Source organism: Thauera aromatica K172 (genome assembly GCF_003030465.1).
Lineage (GTDB): Bacteria > Pseudomonadota > Gammaproteobacteria > Burkholderiales > Rhodocyclaceae > Thauera > Thauera aromatica.
The window spans coordinates 3637047-3658031 of record NZ_CP028339.1 but is presented as its reverse complement, the minus strand read 5'-3'; the positions used below and the strand labels follow the sequence as shown (position 1 = coordinate 3658031).

The following is a 20985-nucleotide window of genomic DNA, read 5'->3' as shown; positions in this document are numbered from 1 at the left end:
CTGTGGCTCGCGCTTGCGGCAAGGCATGGAAAAGCGACATTCTAACCTTCGGAGCGCAGACTTATCCACAGGCTGGTCCAAAAATTGTTCTTGACAAACATGACATTATGCATTTAACTCCTCGGTTTGACCCAACACTGGCAGTCCGATCATGAAACGCACTTATCAGCCTTCCGTCGTCCGTCGCAAGCGCACTCACGGCTTCCTGGTCCGCATGAAGACCCGTGGCGGCCGTGCGGTCATCCGCGCACGCCGTGCCAAGGGCCGTCATCGCCTCGCTGTCTGAGGTGAGCCTGCCCTCGGGCGCTGATCAGGGGTTCCGCAGCGCTCACAGATTGCACAAAACGGATGAGTACTCATCCGTTTTTGCTTTTCGGCGGGCTTTGCGCGGGCGCTTCTACATGGCGCATTACCGCCCGAACGGCCTCGACAGCGCCCGTCTCGGCGTCGTCGTGGCGAAGAAGCTGGCGAAGCGGGCGAACGTGCGCAACCTGGTCAAGCGGATCGCGCGCGAGATCTTCCGCCGCCATCGCGAATTCCTGCCGGCGGTGGACCTCGTCGTCCGGCTGCATGCGCCGGTGGCGAAAGCCACGCGCGCCGAACTCAACCTCGACCTGCTGCAGTTGCTGCAAAGGCTGCCCCGGCAATGAAGAGCCTGATGATCGCGCCGCTGCGCGCCTACCGCTACGCGATCAGTCCCCTGCTGGGGCGCAATTGCCGTTTTTACCCGACCTGCTCCGAGTACGCCATCGAAGCGATCCAGCGCCATGGCGCTTTGCGCGGCGGCTGGATGGCGGCCAGGCGGGTGGGGCGCTGCCACCCTTTCAATCCGGGCGGGTATGATCCCGTTCCCTGACCTGAGACAGAACGAATCCGATGGATCAACGCCGCCTCATCCTCTTCCTGGTTTTCTCCTTTGCCCTGGTCATGCTGTGGGATGGCTGGATCAAGCAGAACCAGCCCGCGCCCGTGGCGCAGCAGAGCGCCGGCACGACCGCCGCCGCCAACGGCGCGGTGCCGACGCCCTCGGCCAGCCTCGCTCCGGGCCAGGTCGTGGTCCCGAGCGATCCTGCGCCTTCGGCCGCGGCGACGGTCACCGTCGAAACCGACCTGCTGCGTGCAGAGGTCTCCGCGCAGGGCGGCGACGTCGTTCGGCTGGAATTCAAGGGGCATAAGCAGAAGGAGGATCACAGCAAGCCCTTCCTGCTCTTCGATAACGGTTCTGCCCACACCTATCTGGCGCAGAGCGGCCTCATCGGCGGGGGCCTGCCGACCCACAAGACGGTGTTCACGCTGCCCGAGGGCAACTTCGTGCTGAAGGCCGGCGAGGACCGTGTCGTCCTGCGCCTCGAAGCGCCGGAGCAGAACGGCGTGCGCGTCACCAAGGTAATGACGTTTGCACGTGGCAGCTATCTGATCGACGTCGCGTACGAGATCAGCAATGGCGGCAGCGAGGCGCTCAGCGCGCATGCCTATTTCCAGCTCACGCGAGACTCCAATCCGGCGGAGAAGCCCGAGGGCTTCGGCGGCGTGCAGACCTTCATCGGCCCGGCGTTCTACACCGAGGCTGGCAAGTTCCAGAAGGTCCAGTTCGGGGACATCGACGACGGCGACGCCAAGTTCGTCAAGACCGCCAGCGACGGCTGGGTGGCGATGGTGCAGCACTACTTCGTCAGTGCCTGGCTGCCGGAGCAGGGCGAGCGCGAGTACTTCGCGCGTTCGGTCGGCAATGGCCTCTACTCGGCGGGCGCGATCATTCCGGTCAGCCAGATCGCACCGGGTGCCGCGGCGAAGGTGGAATCCCGCCTGTACGCGGGCCCGCAGGAGCAGGACAAGCTCGAGGCCATCGCCCCCGGGCTCGATCTGGTGGTCGATTACGGCTGGCTCACGGTGATCGCCGCGCCGCTGTTCTGGGTGCTGGCCTGGCTGTACAAGCTGACCGGAAACTGGGGTTGGGCGATCATCCTTGTGACCGTGATGCTAAAGGCGGTGTTCTTCCCGCTGTCGGCCGCGAGCTACAAGTCGATGGCCAAGATGCGCGTGCTCGGCCCGCGCCTGCAGCGCATGAAGGAGCTGTACGGCAACGACAAGGCGAAGATGCAGCAGGAGATGATGAATCTCTACCGCACCGAGAAGATCAACCCGCTCGGCGGCTGCCTGCCGATTCTGGTGCAGATTCCGGTGTTCATCGCCCTCTACTGGGTGCTGCTCGGCAGCGTCGAGATGCGCCAGGCGCCGTGGCTGGGCTGGATCCAGGATCTGTCGGCGAAGGACCCGTACTTCATCCTGCCGGTGATCATGGGTGTGTCGATGCTGGTGCAGATGAAGCTCAACCCGACCCCGCCCGACCCGATCCAGGCCAAGGTCATGATGGCGATGCCGATCGTGTTCACCTTCATGTTCCTGTGGTTCCCGTCCGGCCTGGTGCTGTACTGGGTGGTGAACAACATCCTGTCGATTGCCCAGCAGTGGCAGATCACGCGGATGATCGAGAGTGCAAAGCCCGGCAGCAAGACCGCCTGACACCATCGCCGCGGTCGCGACCGCACCGGGGCGCGGCGGCATCGGTGTCGTCCGCGTTTCCGGCGCCGCCCTGAGCGCGTTCGCACAGGCCTTGTGCGGGCGTGAGCCGCAGCCTCGCCGCGCCCATTTCGCCCGTTTCGCGGATGCGGCGGGGCAGGCGATCGACGAAGGCATCCTGCTGTATTTTCCGACGCCGGCGTCGTTCACTGGCGAGGACGTGCTCGAGCTCCAGGGCCATGGCGGCCCGGTGGTCATGCAGCTGCTGCTCGAGCGCTGCCTCGAGCTGGGTGCGCGCCTGGCCGAGCCCGGCGAGTTCACCCGCCGCGCTTTTCTCAACGGCAAGCTCGACCTCGCCCAGGCCGAAGGCGTTGCCGACCTGATCGAAGCTTCCACTGCGGCCGCGGCGCGCTCCGCGCTGCGCTCGCTGTCGGGGAAATTCTCCGAAGAAGTACGACGCATCACCGATGCCCTGATCGACCTGCGGATGCTGGTCGAAGCGACTCTCGATTTTCCCGAAGAGGAAATCGAGTTCCTCGAACGCGCCCGCGCGCTGCCGCGCCTGGACGGGATCCGCAGCGACCTCGAAGGCCTGCTCGACCGTGCCCGCCAGGGTGCCCTGCTGCGCAGCGGCCTCAACGTGGTGCTGGTGGGCGAGCCCAACGTCGGCAAGTCCAGCCTGCTCAACCGCCTCGCCGGCGAAGAGCGTGCGATCGTCACCGACATCGCCGGCACCACCCGCGACGCGCTGCGCGAAACGATCCAGATCGAAGGCATTCCGCTGCACATCATCGACACCGCCGGCCTGCGCGACACCGCCGACACCGTCGAGCGCATCGGCATCGAGCGCACCTGGCGCGAGATCGAGCGTGCCGATGTGATCCTGCGCCTGGTCGAGGCCGGCGGCAGCGGCGGGGAGGGCGGCGACACGATCGACGCCCGCCTGCCCGCCGGAGCGATGCGCCTCACCGTGGTGAACAAGATCGATCTCGCCGGCGGCGAGGCCGTCCGCGAGGATCAAGCGGGGAGCGTGCGTCTGCGGCTGTCGGCCAAGACCGGCGCGGGAATCGAGCTGCTGCGCGAAGAGCTGCTGCGCATCGCCGGCTGGCATGCGCACGGTGAAGACGTAATCCTGGCGCGCGAACGCCACCTTCGGGCCTTGCGTGAGGCGCTGACGCACGTCGTCGCTGCCGGGGAGCAGTGCGCGGCGCTCGAACTGTTTGCCGAAGAGCTGCGCCTGGCGCAGGAAAGCCTGGGTGAGATCACCGGGGAGTTCACCGCCGACGACCTGCTCGGGGTCATCTTCTCGCGCTTCTGCATCGGCAAGTAGCGAGGCTTCCGGCATTGTCCGGGACGTTCCCGGACGATCGCTGGAGACTTCTGCGGGTGTTCTTCCCGGACTTGTGCGCGCACCCGGGGAGGCGCAACGGCTGCAGCAGGCTTCAGCCCGACGAGCGTCCGGGTGGGGTTGGGGCTGATCGCCGGAAGGCTGCCCCGGAATGACAGGTGCAGCACCCGCAAGCCATAATCGGCTCCCCAACCGCCACCGGCGGCGTCCGAAAAAGAAGTCCAGGGAGTCCTTTCCGTGTCCAGCCTGCAAGATCGCGTCAAGCGCGCGATGCGCTCCATCGTGCCCGCCGACGGTTCCACCATCGGCAACACCGCGCTGCGCCGCGAGATCGAAGCCCTGCTGCAGTCCGAGGGGCTGTCGATCGGGGAGGATGACTACTGGCAGGCCCACGGCGCCCTGGTGGCCGAGGGCGTGCTGCTGAAAGGGCAGGGGCGCGGCGGGTCGGTACGCCGCGCGCAGGCCACGGACGCAAACGCGCCGCCCCCGGCCGGCGACCCGGTGCGCGCGGCGCGAACCGTTCAGCCCCAAGACAAGACCACGATGGCACAACGCAAGACCAGCAAGACCAGCAAGACCAGCAACACCGGCAGAAACGCCAACGGCGGCAGCCTCGGCTTCGAGGCCGAACTCTTCAAGGCCGCCGACAAGCTGCGCGGCAACATGGAGCCCAGCGACTACAAGCACGTCGCGCTCGGGCTCATCTTCCTCAAGTACATCTCCGACGCCTTCGAGGCCAAGCACACCGCGCTGCTCGCCGAAGACCCGCAGGCTGCCGAAGACAAGGACGAATACCTCGCCGACAACGTCTTCTGGGTGCCGAAGGAGGCGCGCTGGTCGCACCTGCAGGCCAGCGCCAAACAGCCCACCATCGGCACCCTGATCGACGAGGCCATGCGCGCCATCGAGAAGGACAACGAATCGCTCAAGGGCGTGCTGCCCAAGGACTACGCCCGCCCCGCGCTCAACAAGGTGATGCTCGGCGAGCTGGTCGACCTCATCTCCGGCATTGCGCTGGGCGAGGCCGGCGACCGCTCCAAAGACATCCTCGGCCGGGTGTATGAGTACTTCCTCGGCCAGTTCGCCGGCGCCGAAGGCAAGCGCGGCGGCGAGTTCTACACCCCCCGCTCGGTGGTGCGCGTGCTGGTCGAAATGCTCGAACCGCTGCCCGACCCCGCGCGCGGCGTCGCCGGCCGGGTGTACGACCCCTGCTGCGGTTCGGGCGGCATGTTCGTGCAGTCGGAAAAGTTCGTGCAGGAGCACGGCGGGCGCATCGGCGACATCGCCATCTACGGGCAGGAATCCAACTACACCACCTGGCGGCTGGCCAAGATGAACCTTGCGGTGCGCGGCATCGACTCCGACATCCGCTGGAACAACGAGGGCAGCTTCCACAAGGACGAACTGCGCGACCTCAAGGCCGACTTCATCCTCGCCAACCCGCCCTTCAACATCTCCGACTGGGGCGGCGACCGCCTGCGCGAAGACCTGCGCTGGAAGTTCGGCGCGCCGCCCGCGGGCAACGCCAACTACGCCTGGCTGCAGCACATCCATCACCACCTCGCCCCCAACGGCACCGCCGGCGTGGTGCTGGCCAACGGCTCGATGAGCTCCAACCAGTCCGGCGAAGGCGAGATCCGCCGCGCCATGGTCGAAGCCGACGTGGTGGACTGCATGGTGGCGCTACCCGGCCAGCTCTTCTACTCCACCCAGATCCCCGCCTGCCTGTGGTTCCTCGCCCGCAACAAGAACCCGGAGCATGGAAAACCGGGTGGCCTGCGCGACCGCCGCGGCCAGGTGCTGTTCATCGACGCCCGCAAGCTGGGCGTGCTGGTGGATCGCACCCGGCGCGAACTGACCGACGAGGAAGTGCAGAAGATCGCCGGCACCTACCACGCCTGGCGCGGGGAAGCCGGCGCAGGCGAGTACGCGGACGTGGCCGGCTTCTGCAAATCCGCCACGCTGGAGGAAATCCGCAAGCACGGCCATGTGCTGACACCGGGGCGCTACGTGGGCGCGGCAGAGCAGGAGGAAGACGGCGAACCCTTAGAGGAGAAGATGGCACGGCTGGCCGCGCAGTGGCGGGCGCAGCGGGCGGAAGCGGCCCGGCTGGATGCGGCGATCGAGGCCAACCTGAGGGAGCTTGGCTATGGCGGTTGACCTTGGAGCCTATGCCAAGCCACTGCATGTTCCAAATGGGCTAGAGCGTTTGCCGATCGGGTGGTCGTGGGGGCGGCTCGACGATCTCTGCGAAGGCGTATTCGATTGCCCTCACTCGACCCCAAAACTGGTCAACGCAGGCCCATTGGTTGTCCGCACGCAAGACATCATTTCGGGTGTGTTCCGTACAGAGCAAGCTGCTCACGTTTCCGAGGAGACCTACAGAGAACGAACGGTCAGGGCATTACCTCGGCACGGGGATCTTCTGTACAGCAGGGAAGGTACCTACTTTGGTATTGCGGCCGAAGTTCCCGAACAAGTGCGCGTATGTCTTGGGCAGCGGATGGTGCTGATCCGTCCGCAGGCAAGCAAGATAGATTTTCGATTTCTGCGCCACTGGCTGAACTCACCCGTCATGGCTACCCACATTCATGGTCACCGTGACGGGAGTGTCGCAGAGCGACTTAATCTTCCCACGATTCGCGCCTTGCCCGTCGCGGTCCCCCCGCTCCACGAACAACGCGCCATCGCCCACATCCTCGGTACGCTGGACGACAAGATCGAGCTCAACCGGCGCGCGAACGAAACGCTGGAGGCGATGGCCCGTGCCTTGTTCAAGGCGTGGTTCGTGGACTTCGAGCCGGTGCGCGCCAAGCTGGAGGGCCGCTGGCAGCGCGGTCAATCGCTGCCCGGCCTGCCCGCGCACCTCTACGACCTCTTTCCCGACCGGCTCGTCGAGTCGGAGTCGGGGGAGGTTCCGGAGGGGTGGGAGATGCGGTCGCTGGATTCGATCGCGAACTACCTCAATGGCCTTGCATTGCAGAAATTCCCGTCCGAAAGCGAAACCGAGTTTCTGCCTGTCATCAAGATCGCGCAGTTGCGTGCCGGAAGCGTGGCTGGCGCAGACAGAGCGAGCACGCGGATCAAACCGGAATATGTCGTGGTCGATGGCGACGTGCTGTTCTCGTGGTCCGGGTCGCTCGAAGTCGAGGTGTGGAATGGTGGCCGGGGGGCACTGAATCAACACCTGTTCAAGGTCACGTCTGACCTGGTGCCGAAGTGGTTCTACTTCTTTGCCACTAGGTATCATCTGCCGGATTTTCGGGCTGTTGCCGCTGCCAAGGCCACCACGATGGGGCACATCCAGCGCAAACATCTCACCGATGCTCGGATTGCGGTTGCACCGCCCGAGTGCATGGAAAGGCTTGACGCTGTTATTGCTCCGATCTTCGACCAGACGATCCGCAACGCGCAACAGTCCCGCTCCCTCGCCAAACTCCACGACACCCTGTTGCCCAAGCTCATCTCGGGCGAGTTGCGCGTGCCGGATGCGGAAGCCTTCCTCAAGGAGCGCGGCCTGTGAAGCCAACATCCGAAATCGTCATCTACGAAGGGGCTGAGGCCCGCGTCGAGGTGCGACTGGATCGGGAGTCGGTCTGGCTCACGCAGGAGCAGGTGGGGTTGCTGTTCGGGCGCGAACGCTCGGTGATCACCAAGCACATCCGCAATGTGTTTGCCGAAGGCGAGCTGGACGAGAAAAGCACTGTGCAAAATTTGCACATTGCCGGCTCGGACAAACCGGTGAAGTTCTACCACCTCGACGTGATCATCTCGGTCGGCTACCGGGTCAAGTCCATCCAGGGCACCCGCTTCCGCCAGTGGGCAAACCGCGTGCTGCGCGAGCATCTGACTCAAGGCTACAGCCTGGACCGCGAACGCTTCGAGAAGAACGCCGCCGAACTGGAAGCGGCGCTGCAACTGGTGCGAAAGGCCGCCGCGGGCGAGGCGTTGACCGCCGAGCAGGGTCGCGGGCTGGTGGATGTGATCGCGCGGTACACCCACACCTTCCTGTGGCTGCAGCGCTACGACGAAGGGCTGCTGACCGCCCCGGCGGGCAGCCCGGGCGGGGTGCTGCCGACCTTGGACGAGGCGCAGGCCGCCATTGCGCGGCTGAAGGCCGACCTGATGGCGCGCGGCGATGCGTCCGCGCTCTTCGGGCGCGAGCGCGGCGATGCCTTTGCCGCGCTGCTCGGCAATCTCGATCAGAGCGTGTTCGGCGAGCCGGCCTATCCCACCGTCGAGACCAAGGCCGCGCACCTGCTGTACTTCGTCATCAAGAACCATCCGTTCGCGGACGGCAACAAGCGCAGCGCGGCCTTTCTGTTCGTGGATTTCCTGGCGCGCAACGGGCGCCTGGTCCGCAATGGCGAAGCGGTGATCAACGACGTGGGCCTGGCGGCGCTGGCGCTGCTGGTGGCGGAGTCCGACGCCAAGAACAAGGACGTGATGATCCGCCTGATCGAGAACATGCTCGCCCTGCCGGGCAGCACGAAGGAGGCGTAGGCGATGGCGTTTCTGTCGGAGGCCGCGGTGGAGCAGGCGCTGCTGGAACAGTTGAGCGCGCTGGGCTACCGCATCGAGCGGGAAGAGGACATCGGCCCCGACGGGCACCGCCCGGAGCGCGAGAGCCACGACGAGGTGGTGCTCAGGAAGTGCTTTGAAGACGCGGTGGCGCGCCTGAACCCCGGCCTGCCCGTCGAGGCGCGGCAGGACGCCGTGCGCAAGGTGATGCAGTCCGAACTGCCGGCGCTGCTGGAAGAAAACCGCCGCCTGCACAAGCTGATCACCGAGGGCGTGGACGTCGAGTACTACGCGACCGAGGGCGAACAGCGTGGCACGCTCACCGCCGGCAAAGTGGCGCTGATCGACTTCGATCACCCTGAGCGCAACGACTGGCTGGCGGTGAGCCAGTTCGTGGTGATCAACGGGCAGAACAAGCGGCGCCCGGATGTGGTGGTGTTCGTGAACGGCCTGCCGCTGGCCGTGATCGAGCTGAAGGCGCCGGGCAGCGACAACGCCACGCTGGTGGGCGCCTTCAATCAGTTGCAGACCTACAAGCAGCAGATTCCGGCGCTGTTCCACAGCAATGCGCTGCTGGTGACGTCCGACGGCATCGCGGCGCGGGTGGGGTCGCTCTCGGCCGATCTGGAGCGCTTCATGCCCTGGCGCACCACCGACGGCAGCGCGGTGGCGCCGAAGGGTGCGCCGGAACTGTCCACGCTGATAGCGGGCGTGTTCGAGCAGGGCCGGCTGTTGTCCCTGCTGCGGGATTTCACCGTGTTCGGCAACACTTTGGACAAAAGCGGCGGCTCGGGGCTGGCCAAGATCATCGCCGGCTATCACCAGTTCCACGCGGTGCGGCATGCGGTGGCGTCCACCCTGCGCGCTTCGGCGCCGGTGCAGGGGGTGGCCGAAGACCCGGCGGACTACGGACTGCCTTCCGTGGCGACACAAGCCAGGGGCGACCGGCGCGCTGGGGTGATCTGGCACACCCAGGGCTCCGGCAAGAGCCTGTTGATGGCCTTCTACGCCGGGCAACTGGTCCGCCACCCGGCGATGGCCAATCCGACCCTGGTGGTGCTCACCGACCGCAACGACCTGGACGACCAGCTCTTCGCCACCTTCTCGATGTGCCGCGACCTGATCCGCCAGACGCCGGTGCAGGCCGAGAGCCGCGAGGACTTGCAGAAGCTGCTGAACCGGGCCTCCGGCGGGGTGATCTTCAGCACCCTGCAGAAGTTCGGCGAGCTTGGCGAGCCGCTCACCACGCGGCGCAACGTGGTGGTGATCGCGGATGAAGCGCACCGCAGCCAGTACGGCTTCAAGGCCAAGGTGGATGCGAAGACCGGCGAGATCTCCTACGGCTTCGCCAAGTACCTGCGCGATGCGCTGCCCAACGCCTCCTTCATCGGCTTTACCGGCACGCCGATCGAGGCGGACGACGTGAACACCCCGGCGGTGTTCGGCCACTACATCGACGTGTACGACATCAGCCGCGCGGTGGAGGACGGCGCCACGGTGCCGATCTACTACGAGTCGCGGCTGGCGCGCATCGAGCTGGACGAGGACGAGAAGCCGAAGATCGACGCCGAGGTCGACGCGCTGACCGAAGACGACTCCGAGGCCGAGCAGGAGCGCTTCAAGCAGAAATGGGCCACGGTGGAGGCCCTGGTGGGCAGCGACAAACGCCTGGCGCTGGTGGCGCAGGACATGGTCGCCCACTTCGAGGACCGCGTGGCGGCGCTGGATGGCAAGGCGATGGTGGTGTGCATGAGCCGGCGCATCTGCGTGAAGCTCTTTGATGAGATCATCAGGCTGCGCCCGCACTGGCACAGTGACGATGACCAGGCCGGCAGCATCAAGATCGTGATGACCGGCACCGCTTCCGACCCGGCCGGGTGGCAGCCGCATATCGGCAACCAGGCGCGGCGCGATCTGCTCGCCAGGCGCGCGCGCGACCCGCAGGACCCGCTCAAGCTGGTGATCGTGCGCGACATGTGGCTCACCGGCTTTGATGCGCCCTGCATGCACACCATGTACGTGGACAAGCCGATGCAGGGGCATGGCCTGATGCAGGCGATTGCGCGGGTGAACCGGGTGTTCCGCGACAAGCCGGCCGGGCTGATCGTGGACTACATCGGCATCGCGCAAAGCCTGAAATCGGCTTTGCAGCAGTACTCCAGGAAGGACCAGGAGAACACCGGCGTCGACGAGGCCCAGGCGGTCGCGGTGATGGTGGAGAAGTACGAGGTGGTGCGCGACATGTACCACGGCTTCGACTATCTTTCGGCGCTGGGCGGCACGCCGCAGCAACGCCTGGCGATGATGGCCGGCGCCATCGAGTGGATACTCGCCCTGCAGCAGAAGCTGGCCGCAGCCGAGAAGACCCCGGAAGGCAAGAAGAACGCCCATCGCCGCTACCAGGACGCGGTGCTGGCGCTGTCCAAGGCGTTCGCGCTGGCCTCGGCCTCCGATGAGGCCCGCCGGATCCGTGAGGAAGTCGGCTTCTTCCAGGCCATTCGCGCCGCCCTGGTCAAGAGCGCGACCGCCTCCGGCGCGGCCCGGCAGGAGCGTGAGCTGGCGATCCAGCAGATCGTCAGCCGCGCGGTGGTATCGACCGAGATCGTGGACATCCTCGCCGCCGCCGGCATCAAGAGCCCGGACATCTCCATCCTTTCCGACGAGTTCCTCGCCGAAGTGCAGCAGATGGAGAAGAAGAATCTGGCGCTGGAAGCCCTGCGCAAGCTGCTCAATGACGGCATCCGCTCGCGCAGCAAGGCCAACGTGGTCGAGACCCGCGCCTTCTCGGAGCGCCTGGAAGACGCCGTGGCGCGTTACCACGCCAACGCCATCACCACCGCCGAGGTGCTGCAGGAGCTGATCGCGCTCGCCAAGGACATCCGCGCGGCCCGTGAGCGCGGCGAAGAGTCCGGATTGTCCGACGAGGAAATCGCCTTCTACGACGCCCTGGCCGAGAACGAAAGCGCGGTGCAGATGCTGGGCGACGACAAGCTGCGCCTGATCGCCCACGAACTCTTGATGAGCCTGCGCGAGAACGTGACGGTGGACTGGGCGCACCGCGATTCGGCCCGTGCGCGGATGCGGGTGCTGGTGAAGCGCATCCTGCGCAAGTACGGCTACCCGCCCGACCTGCAGGACGCGGCCGTGCAAACGGTGTTGCAGCAGGCCGAGGCGCTGTCGTCGGGGTGGTCGGTGGAGCGCTGACATCGGCCGGCGTGGGGAGGTGTCGGTGAGGATGACGTGAAGGTTGAGGGGCGAACGCCCGAATCGACCAAGCTTCGGAAAAGGAGGCTTTCCGTGGCCGGTTCCGCGAGTCTCTGCGGAGGTCCACGCCATCTGTGCCCTGATGTTCGTGCTTGCCGACCTCGGCAAGCTGGCCAGTATCGACGGCGCCGCCGCTTTCATGGCGAGTGCCGGAGTGCCGACTTCCTCCGCCTCTAGAACCCTTTTTGCACCGAAGCCATTTTCCTGTTTCACGTGAAACAATAGCGCTGCCGTGGCCGTGCCGGCAGTCGTGCCCGGCTTGCGGCAGGCCCGGTCATCGCTGGCAGACGGACTATGCCGCGCTCGTAATTCACCTCCGAAAATCAGGAAAAATGGAAACCGAATATCTTTTCGTCGTTCTGGGGCTGGCCGCGCTGTTTGCCGGTTTTGTTGACGCGGTCGTCGGCGGTGGCGGCCTGATCCAGCTCCCGGCGCTGTTTGCCGCTTTCCCGGCGGCAATGCCGGCGACGCTGTTCGGCACCAACAAGCTGGCGAGCATTGTCGGCACCGCCAGTGCCGCGATCCAGTACGGTCGCCGCGTCCGCATTCCATGGCGGGTGGCGGTGCCGGGAGCGTTCGCGGCGCTGATCGGCTCATGGTACGGGGCGAAAGCCGTGGCCTACCTCGATCCGGCGATCCTCCGGCCGCTGATTCTGCTGTTGCTCGTGCTGGTGGCAATCTACACTTTTGTCCGCAAGGACCTGGGTGCGGTGTCGACCGAGCCGGAGCATGGCGTGCGCTCGGTGCTGCTGGCGCTCGCGATCGGGCTGGGGATCGGGTTTTATGACGGATTCTTCGGTCCGGGTACGGGCAGCTTCCTGATTTTCCTCTTCATCCGCCTGCTCGGGATGGATTTCCTGCGTGCCTCGGTATCGGCCAAAATCCTCAATGTGGCGACGAATGTTGCCGCGATTGCCTACTTTGTCGGCAATGTCGAGCTGCTGTGGGCGCTTGCCGCCGTGATGGCCGTGTGCAACCTGAGCGGGGCGGTTCTTGGCTCCCGGATGGCGCTGCGGCATGGAACGGGCTTCGTGCGCAAGATGTTCCTCGGCGTCGTGCTGGTGCTGATCGTGCGCCTCGCCTACGACACTTTCCTGCGTTGATCGACTCCTTGTTCCACGTGAAACAGGCAGGAAAATCTTTGGAGAAATATTGTATTAGCGGAGCATGATAAAATAGCCGTTTATGTCTTCATGTAACCATGCCGAGGAAATGAACGGACTTCATCTGATTGCCGATCTGTATCGCTGTGAACCGGTGAGCGGGCTGCTGGTCGAGCGCGCCGCGCTCGAGACCCTGTGTATCGAGGAATGCCGCAGTGCGGGCTTGAGTCCGCTCGGGGCGTATTTCTACCAGTTCGTGGATGAGCGCGGGGAGGCGGCCGGCGTCACCGGCACCGTGGTGCTCGCCGAATCCCACCTGGCGATCCACACCTGGCCGGAGAGCGGCGACGTGACGCTCGATGTCTATGTCTGCAACTTCTCCCGCGACAACAGTGGTCGTGCCCGCCAGTTGTTCCGGTGCGTCATCGATGCCCTGCGCCCGCAGGACATCGTCAGCCATGAAGTGGTGCGCGGCCGCTTGCCCGCCGAGGTCTGAATCATGAGCGATCCCCTCCCCGGCTTTCCCGATGGACTGCTGGCCGAATTCCTCGCCGAGGATGCCGGCTATTTCGTCCGCGGCGATCGCCTGCTCGAGGCCGGCCGTTCCGCATGGCAGGATTACGAAGTGTGGGAGACGGCCCGCTTCGGGCGGCTGTTCCGCCTCGACGGTTGCTTCATGACGTCCGAGCGGGACGAGTTCCATTACCACGAAAACCTGATCCACGTGCCGGGCATGGCGCATGCGGGCCTGCGCCGGGCGTTGATCATCGGTGGCGGCGACGGCGGTTCGGCGGAGGAGTTGCTCAAGTACCCCTCGGTCGAGAAAGTGGTGATCGCCGAGCTCGATGCCAAAGTGGTCGATATCGCGCGGCGCTACTTCCAGGCGGTGCACCGCGGTGCTTTCGACGATCCCCGCGTCGAGCTCCGCATCGGCGACGGCATGCGCTATGTCCATGACGAAGCGCCCGCCGCCGGTGCGCGTTACGACCTCGTCGTGCTCGACCTCACCGACCCGGTCGGCCCGGCCGAAGCCCTCTACTCTGAAGTTTTTTTTGCCGCCTGCCGGGCTTTGCTGACGCCGGGCGGGGCACTCGTCCTGCACATCGGCACGCCGGTTTTCCAGCCCGAGCGGGTGCAGGCGCTGGTCCAGCGCCTGCGGCGGGTATTCGCCTGCGTGCGGCCGTATTTCCTCCACATTCCGCTGTACGGCAGTCTGTGGGGCATGGCCACGGCCGCGGATGAGCTCGATCCGGTGGCGATCGATGCCGCCGAAATCGACCGCAGGCTCGGCGAGCGCGCCATTTCCCTGCTGCAGCACTACAATGGCGCCGTCCACTGCGCTCAGTTCGCGCTTCCGAACCATCTCCGCGATTTGCTCGCCTGAGCGTCGCATCCGTTTTTTTCCTTCGATCGTGACCACTCCTTCAAGGCCTGCCCGGCGGGCAGCGACGCGGCCCGCCGCAGCTCCCGAAACACGCCGGCGCCCTCCCGCAGTGCGCCTGCGTGAAGACAGCCTGGCCTATGCCTTGCAGCAGGCCGCCGGGATGGTGGCGGCGGTCATCGACGGCGGCAACCTCACCGATGCCTTCGAGCGCCTGCTCGCCAGCCATCCGGGCTGGCCGGATGCGGTCCGCGGTGCGGTTCGCGATCTCGCGTGGACGACGCTGCGTGAATACGGGCGGGGCGATGCGGTCCTCGCCCAGCTGGTGCACACCCCGCCGCCGGTCGAAATCCGGGCCCTGCTGCTGGTGGCGCTGCAGCGCCTGTGGCAGAAGCCGGAGCAGGCGCACACCGTCGTCGATCAGGCGGTGGAAGCCGCGGTGGCGTCGATGCCCGGGCTCAAGGGCATGGTCAATGGCGTCCTGCGCAACGCCCTGCGCCGGCAAGGGCAGTGGCAGGAATGGATCGAGGCCGATCCGGGGGCTCGCCACGCCTGCCCGCCGTGGTGGCAGGCGCGATTGCGGGCGGCGCATCCGCAGGACTGGCAGGCGGTGCTCGAGGCCGGCCGCCAGCGCCCGCCGATGGCGCTGCGGGTGAATCCGCGCCGCTCGACGGTGGCGGATGCCCTGGCCGAGCTCGAAGCCGCGGGGGCGTCCGCCCGCGTGCTCGAAAACGGCGCCTTGCTCCTCGCCCAGCCACGCGCGGTGGCCCGCCTGCCGGGGTATGCCGAAGGCCGGCTATCGGTGCAGGATGCCGGTGCGCAGTGGGCGGCGCGACTGTTGCAGGCCGAGGCCGGAATGCGCGTGCTCGACGCCTGCGCCGCTCCCGGCGGGAAAACCGCCCATGTGCTCGAAGGGGCCGATGTCGATCTTCTCGCCCTCGAGCTCGATCCGCTGCGCGCCGGGCGCATCGAGCGCAATCTCGCCCGCCTCGGCCTTGCGGCCACGGTCCGGGTGGCCGACTGCCGGCGGCTCGAGTCCTGGTGGGACGGGCGCCCGTTCGAGCGCATCCTCGCCGACGTGCCCTGCTCCGCCTCCGGGGTGGTCAGGCGCCATCCCGACATCAAGTGGCTGCGCCGTGACACCGACATCGCCCGTTTCGCCGCACAGCAGGCGGAAATCCTCGATGCGCTTTGGCGCGTGCTGGCGCCGGGTGGCACAATGCTCTACGTCACCTGCTCGGTGTTCGATCAAGAAAATGCCGGGCAGATCGCCCGTTTCTGCGCCCGCCATGCGGACGCCGAGCGACTCCCCATCGATGGTCGTACCGAGCTGCAGCTGCTGCCCAATGCCGAACATGACGGCTTCTATTTCGCTCGCCTGCGCAAGGCGCCTTGAGCGCCTGCTGCGCACCGCCGCATTCATTCTCGCCGCCGTGCTCGCGCCCGTGGCCCATGCCGACGAGGGCATCATCCGCAGCGCCGAAGTCGTCCCCGGTGACGGCGGCTACGTCCTCAACGCCGATATCGACTTCACCCTCAATCCGCGCCTGGCCGACGCCGTGAACCGCGGCGTGGCGCTGTTCTTCACCACCGAGCTGGTGATCGAGCGCCCGCGCTGGTACTGGTTCGACCGCGTCGAAGTGGAGCGCAGCCTCGACTACCGCCTCTCCTACCATGCGATCACGCGCAGCTACCGCCTGTCGATCGGCAGCCTGCACCAGAGCCTGGATACGCTCGAGGCCGCCGTCCTGACGATGCAGCGTGTACGCAACTGGCATATCGCCGAGAGCGCTGCGCTGGAAGCGGGAGTGGTGTACGACGTCGCGCTGCGCTTCCGCCTCGATACCAGCAAGCTGCCCAAGCCTTTCCAGGTCACCGCGCTCGGCAGCCGCGACTGGAATCTCGGCACCGACTGGCGGCGCTGGATCTTCCAGCCAGGGACGCCGGGCTTGCAATGAAGCGGATCCTTCTCGTCGTTGCCGCCGCCCTGGCCGGGATCTCGCTGTTCCTGCTGACTTCGGCCAGCGCCAACACCGAGCTGTTCGCCCGCAGCTATCCTTTCCTGCTCGCCCTCAACGGCATGGTCGCGGTGGTGCTCGCCGGTCTGGTCGGCGTCCAGCTGCGCCAGCTGTGGCGGGAATACCGCGCCCGCCAGTTCGGCTCTCGGCTCAAGTATCGGCTGGTGCTGATGTTCGCACTGATGGGTGTGGTGCCGGGGGTCGTCGTCTATGCGGTGTCGCTGCAGTTCGTGGCGCGCAGCATCGAGTCCTGGTTCGACGTGCGCGTCGATTCGGCGCTGGAAGGGGGGATCGCGCTCGGCCAGAATGCGCTCGATTTTCTCGCCAGCCAGCTCAGGGACAAGGGCGACGACCTCGTCCTCGAACTCGAGCGCAGCGATCCGGTCGCGCCGGCGCTGCTCAACCGCCTGCGCGAGCAGGCCGGTGTCGGCAGCGCCACGGTGCTCACGGTGGCGGGTCAGGTGCTGGCCACCGCCGCCGAGAGCGGCCAGGGCCTGATTCCCGACCTGCCCAACCCGGCGCAGCTGCGCCAGGCCCGCCAGAGCCGCTCCTTCCACGCCGTGGACAGCCTGCCCGATGGCCGCCTGGTGATCCGCGTGATCGTGCCGATTCCGCAGCGCACCCTGGCCGGCGAAACCCGGCTGCTGCAACTGACCCAGGCGGTGCCGGAGACTTTCGGCCGCCACGCCGAAGCGGTGCAGGAAGCGTACCGCGACTACCAGCAGCTCACCCTCGGGCGGAGCGGACTGCAGCGCATCTATACGCTGACCCTGAGCTTGACCCTGCTGCTGGCGCTGCTTACCGCGGTGGCCGCGGCCTTCCTCATTGCCCGCCGCCTGGCGGCACCGCTGCTGATCCTCGCCGAAGGCACGCAGGCGGTGGCGCAGGGCGACTTCAGCCCGCGCCAGGCCCTGCCTGCGCACGACGAGCTCGGCGTGCTGACCCAGTCCTTCAACCGCATGACCCGTCAGCTCGAGGATGCCCGCGCGGCCGCCGAGCGCAACCGTACCGCGGTGGAATCGGCACGGGCCTATCTCGAGAGCGTGCTCGCCAACCTGTCGACCGGGGTGCTCGCGTTTTCCGCCGATGGCGGCCTGCGCGCAGCCAACCATGGTGCGCTGCAGATCCTCGACGACGACCTGGCCGGCTTCGAGGACCTCACCCTCGAAGAATGGCCGCGCCTGACCCCGTTCCGCGATGCCCTGCTCGAAGGCTTCGGCACCCACGAGGGCGACTGGCAGGCCGAGATCGAGCTGCCGGTCAAGGACAGCTCGCCGCTGACCCTGCTGATCCACGGCTCGCGCCTGCCGGCGGCCACCGGCGGCGGCCTGGTGGTGGTGTTCGACGACATCTCCCGCCTGGTGGCGGCGCAGCGCACTGCGGCGTGGGGCGAGGTCGCCCGCCGCCTGGCGCACGAGATCAAGAACCCGCTGACGCCGATCCAGCTTTCGGCCGAGCGCCTGGCGCTGAAACTCTCCGACCGCCTCGACGATAGCGGGCGCGAAATGCTCGCCCGCGCCACGACCACGATCGTCAACCAGGTCGAGGCGATGAAGAATCTCGTCAATGCCTTCCGCGACTATGCGCGCCTGCCCGCGCCCCGGCTCGAGGCGCTCGATCTCAACGCCCTGATCCGCGAAGTCCTGAATCTGTACGAAAGTTCGGCGCTGCGCATCCGGCTCGAACTCGACTCCGCCCTGGCACCGGTGCTGGGCGACCCGACGCAGATCCGGCAGGTGATCCACAATATGCTGCAAAATGCGCAGGATGCACTCGCCGGCAGCGAGGACGGCGAGTTGTGCCTGGCGACACGCGGCGAAAGCGCGCGCGCCGTGCTGCTGTTCCGCGACAACGGCCCGGGTTTTCCGGCCGAGGTGCTGGCCCATGCCTTCGAACCCTACTTCACTACCAAGTCGCGCGGCACCGGGCTGGGTCTGGCGATGGTGAAGAAAATCATCGACGAACATGGTGGAGACGTCCGCATCGCCAACCGCGAGGGCAGCGGTGCGGAAATCCGTATTCGGCTGCGTCTGGCCGAATCCAATGGTGCACACTGAAAAATGGCAAAGATACTGATCGTTGACGATGAAATCGGGATTCGCGAGCTGCTCTCCGAGATCCTGCGCGACGAAGGGCACGACGTTCTCCTCGCCGAGAATGCCACCGCGGCACGTGGGGTGCGCAACGCCGCACGCCCCGACATGGTGCTCCTCGACATCTGGATGCCCGATACCGATGGCATTACCCTGCTGAAGGAATGGGCGGCCAACGGCCAGCTCAACATGCCGGTGGTGGTGATGTCCGGCCACGGCACCATCGATACCGCAGTCGAGGCCACCCGGATCGGTGCGATCGACTACCTGGAAAAGCCGATCGCGCTGCAAAAGTTGCTCGCTGCGGTCAAGCGCGGGCTGCAGCGGCCGCAGACCCAGGGTACACCGCCGGCCCTGACCCTGGACGCGTTCACCCGCTCGCTGCCGCTGCGCGAGCTCAAGCGCCGGGTCGAGCAGATCGCCGGCAGTTCGCGCCTGCTGCTGCTGCGCACCGGCAGCGGCTCGCTCGCCGAGCTGGTGGCGCGCAGCGTGCTGTCCGGCAGCGCGCCCTGGCTCGACCTGGGCACGGTCACCGCGCCGCTCGACATCGCCCAGCTGCAGGCGACCCAGGGCGGGGTGCTGTTCGTCCCCGAACTCGCCCGCCTGTCGCGGCCGCAGCAGAAGAACCTGGCCTTCGCCCTCGAGCGCCTGGAGCGCTACGACCTGCGCCTGGTCGTGGCCACCGAGCGCAGCCAGAAAGCGCTCGCCGCCGAGGGCTGGGACGCCGGCCTGCTCGCCAGGTTGTTCGAAGTCAGCATGGCGCTGCCGTCGATCGCCGAAGTGCGCGACGACCTTCCCGAACTCGCCAGCCAGATCCTGCTCCACCTCGTCGAGGCCCATGAAGTGCCGCTGCGGCGCCTGTCCACCGCGGCCCTCAACCAGCTGCGCAACCTGCCGTGGCCGGGCGGCTACGCCGAACTGCGGGCGGCGGTGAAGTCCCTCGCCCTGGGCACGCTGGAAGAGGAGATCGGCGCGGCCGAGGTGCGTCGCCTGCTGCCGGCGGAGGCCGGCGCCGGCGCCTGCGGCGTGTCTCTCGACCAGCCCCTGCGCGAGGCACGCGAGGCCTTCGAGCGCATGTACTTCGAGCACCATCTGCGCCTCGAAGCCGGCAACATGACCCGGCTTGCGGAAAAGACCGGGCTCGAACGCACCCACCTCTATCGCAAGCTCAAGCAGCTCGGCCTGCAGCCGGGCCGCCGCCACGAGGACGTCTAGCGCGGACGCCATCCGCACGACGTCGTCGTTGCAATGCAACATCCGGTTTCAGGTGCCGCCCCGCACGCGTAGAATCCAGATCCCTGCAGATCAATCGGAAAACCGCGGTGAAGATCATCATCCTGGGGGCCGGACAGGTCGGTGCCTCGGTGGCCGAGAACCTCGTCTCCGAAGCGAACGACATCACCCTCGTCGACACCAGCGACGAGCCGCTGGCGGCACAGCGCGACCGCCTCGAAGTGCGCACCGTGTGCGGCAACGCCGCCTCGCCGTCGGTGCTCAGGGAGGCCGGTGCCGACGATGCCGACCTGCTGATCGCGGTCACCCAGTCCGACCAGACCAACCTCTGCGCGTGCCGCATCGCGAAGGCGATGTTCAACCTGCCCACGCGCATCGCCCGCCTGCGCTCGACCGACTACGTCGACCACCCCGAACTGCTCGACGACAGCAACTTCGCGGTCGATTTCTCGATCTGCCCGGAACAGGTCGTCACCGACTACGTCAAGCGCCTGATTGCCTTCCCGGAAGCCCTGCAGGTGCTCGAATTCGCCGATGGCGTGGTCAGCCTGATCTGCGTGCGCGCGTTCGAAGGCGGCCCCCTGGTCGGCCATCCGCTGAAGGCGCTGCGCTTTCACCTGCCCAACGTCGAAGTGCGCATCGCCGCGATCTACCGCGAGGGCGTGCCGATCATCCCCGAAGGCGACAGCGTGATCATTCCCGGCGACGAGGTGTTCTGCCTCGCCGCCACCGTCCATATCCGCCAGGTCATGCGCGAGATGCGGCGCACCGACCGGCCGATGCGCCGGATCATGATCGCCGGTGGCGGCAACATCGGTTTCCGTCTCGCCCAGTCGATCGAAGAGAACTACCACGTCAAGATCCTCGAAGTGAATCGCGCGCGCGCGGAAATGCTTGCCTCGCAGCTGTCGCGCGCGCTGGTGCTGCGCGGCGACTCCACCGACGAAAAACTGCTCGAGAACGAAGGCATCGACGAGACCGACCTGTTCGTCGCCCTGACCAACGACGAGGAAGACAACATCATGTCCGCCTCGCTCGCCAAGCGCATGGGCGCGCGCCGCACCCTGGCCCTGATCAACCGCAAGAGCTACGTCGACCTGGTCCAGGGCGGCCCGATCGACATCGCCATCTCGCCCGCCCACGCCTCGATCGGCACCCTCCTCGCCCACGTCCGCCGCGGCGACGTGGTCGCGGTGCACAGCCTGCGGCGCGGTGCGGCGGAAGCGCTCGAAATCATCGCCCACGGCAACCGCAAGGACTCGAAGGTGGTCGGCCGCATGATCGAGGAGATCGCCCTGCCCAAGGGCGCGACGATCGGCGCCATCGTCCGCGACGAAAAAAACGACGAAGGCCGGGTGGTGCGCCGCGAGGTGATCATGCCTCACCACGACACGGTGATCGTCGAGAACGACCACGTGATCGTGTTCTGCACCAGCAAGAAGCTCGTGCGCAAGGTCGAGAAGCTGTTCCAGGTCGGCTTCACCTTCCTCTGACCCCGGTTCCC

Annotated in this window: 17 protein-coding genes; all 17 read left to right on the top strand. The window is 66.7% G+C overall.

Features of this window, described 5'->3' with window-relative positions:
• Positions 1–151: 151 nt before the first annotated feature.
• On the top strand, positions 152–286 hold the full coding sequence (gene rpmH, locus Tharo_RS17180; RefSeq protein ID WP_002926183.1) for a 50S ribosomal protein L34: 135 nt from the start codon (positions 152–154) through the stop codon (positions 284–286).
• The gene (gene rnpA, locus Tharo_RS17175) at positions 225–650 is read left to right on the top strand and encodes a ribonuclease P protein component (protein WP_342749570.1); all 426 of its coding nucleotides are present in this window, start codon (positions 225–227) and stop codon (positions 648–650) included. The genes rpmH and rnpA overlap by 62 nt, the downstream gene beginning before the upstream one ends.
• Positions 647–856, top strand: coding sequence for a membrane protein insertion efficiency factor YidD (yidD, locus tag Tharo_RS17170; protein ID WP_075149499.1), 210 nt, complete (start codon positions 647–649; stop codon positions 854–856). Before rnpA ends, yidD begins: the two co-directional genes overlap by 4 nt.
• A 20-nt stretch (positions 857–876) precedes the next feature.
• A complete protein-coding gene (gene yidC / locus Tharo_RS17165) occupies positions 877–2523 on the top strand; it encodes a membrane protein insertase YidC (protein ID WP_107222248.1) in 1647 nt (548 codons plus the stop codon).
• On the top strand, positions 2495–3850 hold the full coding sequence (gene mnmE / locus Tharo_RS17160) for a tRNA uridine-5-carboxymethylaminomethyl(34) synthesis GTPase MnmE (RefSeq protein WP_107222247.1): 1356 nt from the start codon (positions 2495–2497) through the stop codon (positions 3848–3850). Before yidC ends, mnmE begins: the two co-directional genes overlap by 29 nt.
• 255 nt (positions 3851–4105) lie before the next feature.
• Positions 4106–6028, top strand: a complete 1923-nt coding sequence (locus Tharo_RS17155; RefSeq protein WP_245880957.1) for a class I SAM-dependent DNA methyltransferase — start codon at positions 4106–4108, stop codon at positions 6026–6028.
• A complete protein-coding gene (locus Tharo_RS17785) occupies positions 6018–7391 on the top strand; it encodes a restriction endonuclease subunit S (protein ID WP_211309632.1) in 1374 nt (457 codons plus the stop codon). The genes Tharo_RS17155 and Tharo_RS17785 overlap by 11 nt, the downstream gene beginning before the upstream one ends.
• A complete protein-coding gene (locus Tharo_RS17145) occupies positions 7388–8371 on the top strand; it encodes a virulence RhuM family protein/type II toxin-antitoxin system death-on-curing family toxin (protein ID WP_107222246.1) in 984 nt (327 codons plus the stop codon). Before Tharo_RS17785 ends, Tharo_RS17145 begins: the two co-directional genes overlap by 4 nt.
• A gap of 3 nt (positions 8372–8374) precedes the next feature.
• The gene (locus tag Tharo_RS17140; RefSeq protein ID WP_107222245.1) at positions 8375–11593 is read left to right on the top strand and encodes a type I restriction endonuclease subunit R; all 3219 of its coding nucleotides are present in this window, start codon (positions 8375–8377) and stop codon (positions 11591–11593) included.
• Between the two features lie 392 nt (positions 11594–11985).
• A complete protein-coding gene (locus Tharo_RS17135; protein WP_107222244.1) occupies positions 11986–12756 on the top strand; it encodes a sulfite exporter TauE/SafE family protein in 771 nt (256 codons plus the stop codon).
• Positions 12757–12865: 109 nt separating this feature from the next.
• Complete coding sequence (locus tag Tharo_RS17780) at positions 12866–13252, top strand: S-adenosylmethionine decarboxylase family protein (RefSeq protein ID WP_107222243.1); 387 nt, start codon at positions 12866–12868, stop codon at positions 13250–13252.
• 3 nt (positions 13253–13255) lie between these two features.
• Positions 13256–14140, top strand: a complete 885-nt coding sequence (gene speE / locus Tharo_RS17125) for a polyamine aminopropyltransferase (RefSeq protein WP_107222242.1) — start codon at positions 13256–13258, stop codon at positions 14138–14140.
• A 160-nt stretch (positions 14141–14300) separates the two neighbouring features.
• Positions 14301–15533: a 16S rRNA (cytosine(967)-C(5))-methyltransferase RsmB gene (gene rsmB / locus Tharo_RS17120; protein WP_245881073.1), complete on the top strand. Its 1233-nt coding sequence runs from the start codon at positions 14301–14303 to the stop codon at positions 15531–15533.
• On the top strand, positions 15484–16095 hold the full coding sequence (locus Tharo_RS17115; RefSeq protein ID WP_107222240.1) for a DUF4390 domain-containing protein: 612 nt from the start codon (positions 15484–15486) through the stop codon (positions 16093–16095). The genes rsmB and Tharo_RS17115 overlap by 50 nt, the downstream gene beginning before the upstream one ends.
• A complete protein-coding gene (locus Tharo_RS17110; protein ID WP_107222239.1) occupies positions 16092–18212 on the top strand; it encodes a sensor histidine kinase in 2121 nt (706 codons plus the stop codon). The genes Tharo_RS17115 and Tharo_RS17110 overlap by 4 nt, the downstream gene beginning before the upstream one ends.
• A gap of 3 nt (positions 18213–18215) precedes the next feature.
• Positions 18216–19463, top strand: coding sequence for a sigma-54-dependent transcriptional regulator (locus Tharo_RS17105; RefSeq protein WP_107222238.1), 1248 nt, complete (start codon positions 18216–18218; stop codon positions 19461–19463).
• A gap of 107 nt (positions 19464–19570) precedes the next feature.
• Entirely contained in the window at positions 19571–20974 is a 1404-nt protein-coding gene (trkA, locus tag Tharo_RS17100) for a Trk system potassium transporter TrkA (RefSeq protein ID WP_107222237.1), read from the top strand.
• Positions 20975–20985 lie beyond the last annotated feature (11 nt).

Excerpts from the sequence above, each read along its gene's own strand:
- rpmH (WP_002926183.1), top strand. The coding sequence starts at position 152 with ATGAAACGCACTTATCAGCCTTCCGTCGTCCGTCGCAAGCGCACTCAC.
- yidD (WP_075149499.1), top strand. The coding sequence starts at position 647 with ATGAAGAGCCTGATGATCGCGCCGCTGCGCGCCTACCGCTACGCGATC.
- yidC (WP_107222248.1), top strand. The coding sequence starts at position 877 with ATGGATCAACGCCGCCTCATCCTCTTCCTGGTTTTCTCCTTTGCCCTG.
- Tharo_RS17785 (WP_211309632.1), top strand. The coding sequence starts at position 6,018 with ATGGCGGTTGACCTTGGAGCCTATGCCAAGCCACTGCATGTTCCAAAT.
- Tharo_RS17140 (WP_107222245.1), top strand. The coding sequence starts at position 8,375 with ATGGCGTTTCTGTCGGAGGCCGCGGTGGAGCAGGCGCTGCTGGAACAG.
- Tharo_RS17135 (WP_107222244.1), top strand. The coding sequence starts at position 11,986 with ATGGAAACCGAATATCTTTTCGTCGTTCTGGGGCTGGCCGCGCTGTTT.
- Tharo_RS17780 (WP_107222243.1), top strand. The coding sequence starts at position 12,866 with ATGAACGGACTTCATCTGATTGCCGATCTGTATCGCTGTGAACCGGTG.
- speE (WP_107222242.1), top strand. The coding sequence starts at position 13,256 with ATGAGCGATCCCCTCCCCGGCTTTCCCGATGGACTGCTGGCCGAATTC.
- rsmB (WP_245881073.1), top strand. The coding sequence starts at position 14,301 with ATGGTGGCGGCGGTCATCGACGGCGGCAACCTCACCGATGCCTTCGAG.
- Tharo_RS17115 (WP_107222240.1), top strand. The coding sequence starts at position 15,484 with ATGCCGAACATGACGGCTTCTATTTCGCTCGCCTGCGCAAGGCGCCTT.
- Tharo_RS17110 (WP_107222239.1), top strand. The coding sequence starts at position 16,092 with ATGAAGCGGATCCTTCTCGTCGTTGCCGCCGCCCTGGCCGGGATCTCG.
- Tharo_RS17105 (WP_107222238.1), top strand. The coding sequence starts at position 18,216 with ATGGCAAAGATACTGATCGTTGACGATGAAATCGGGATTCGCGAGCTG.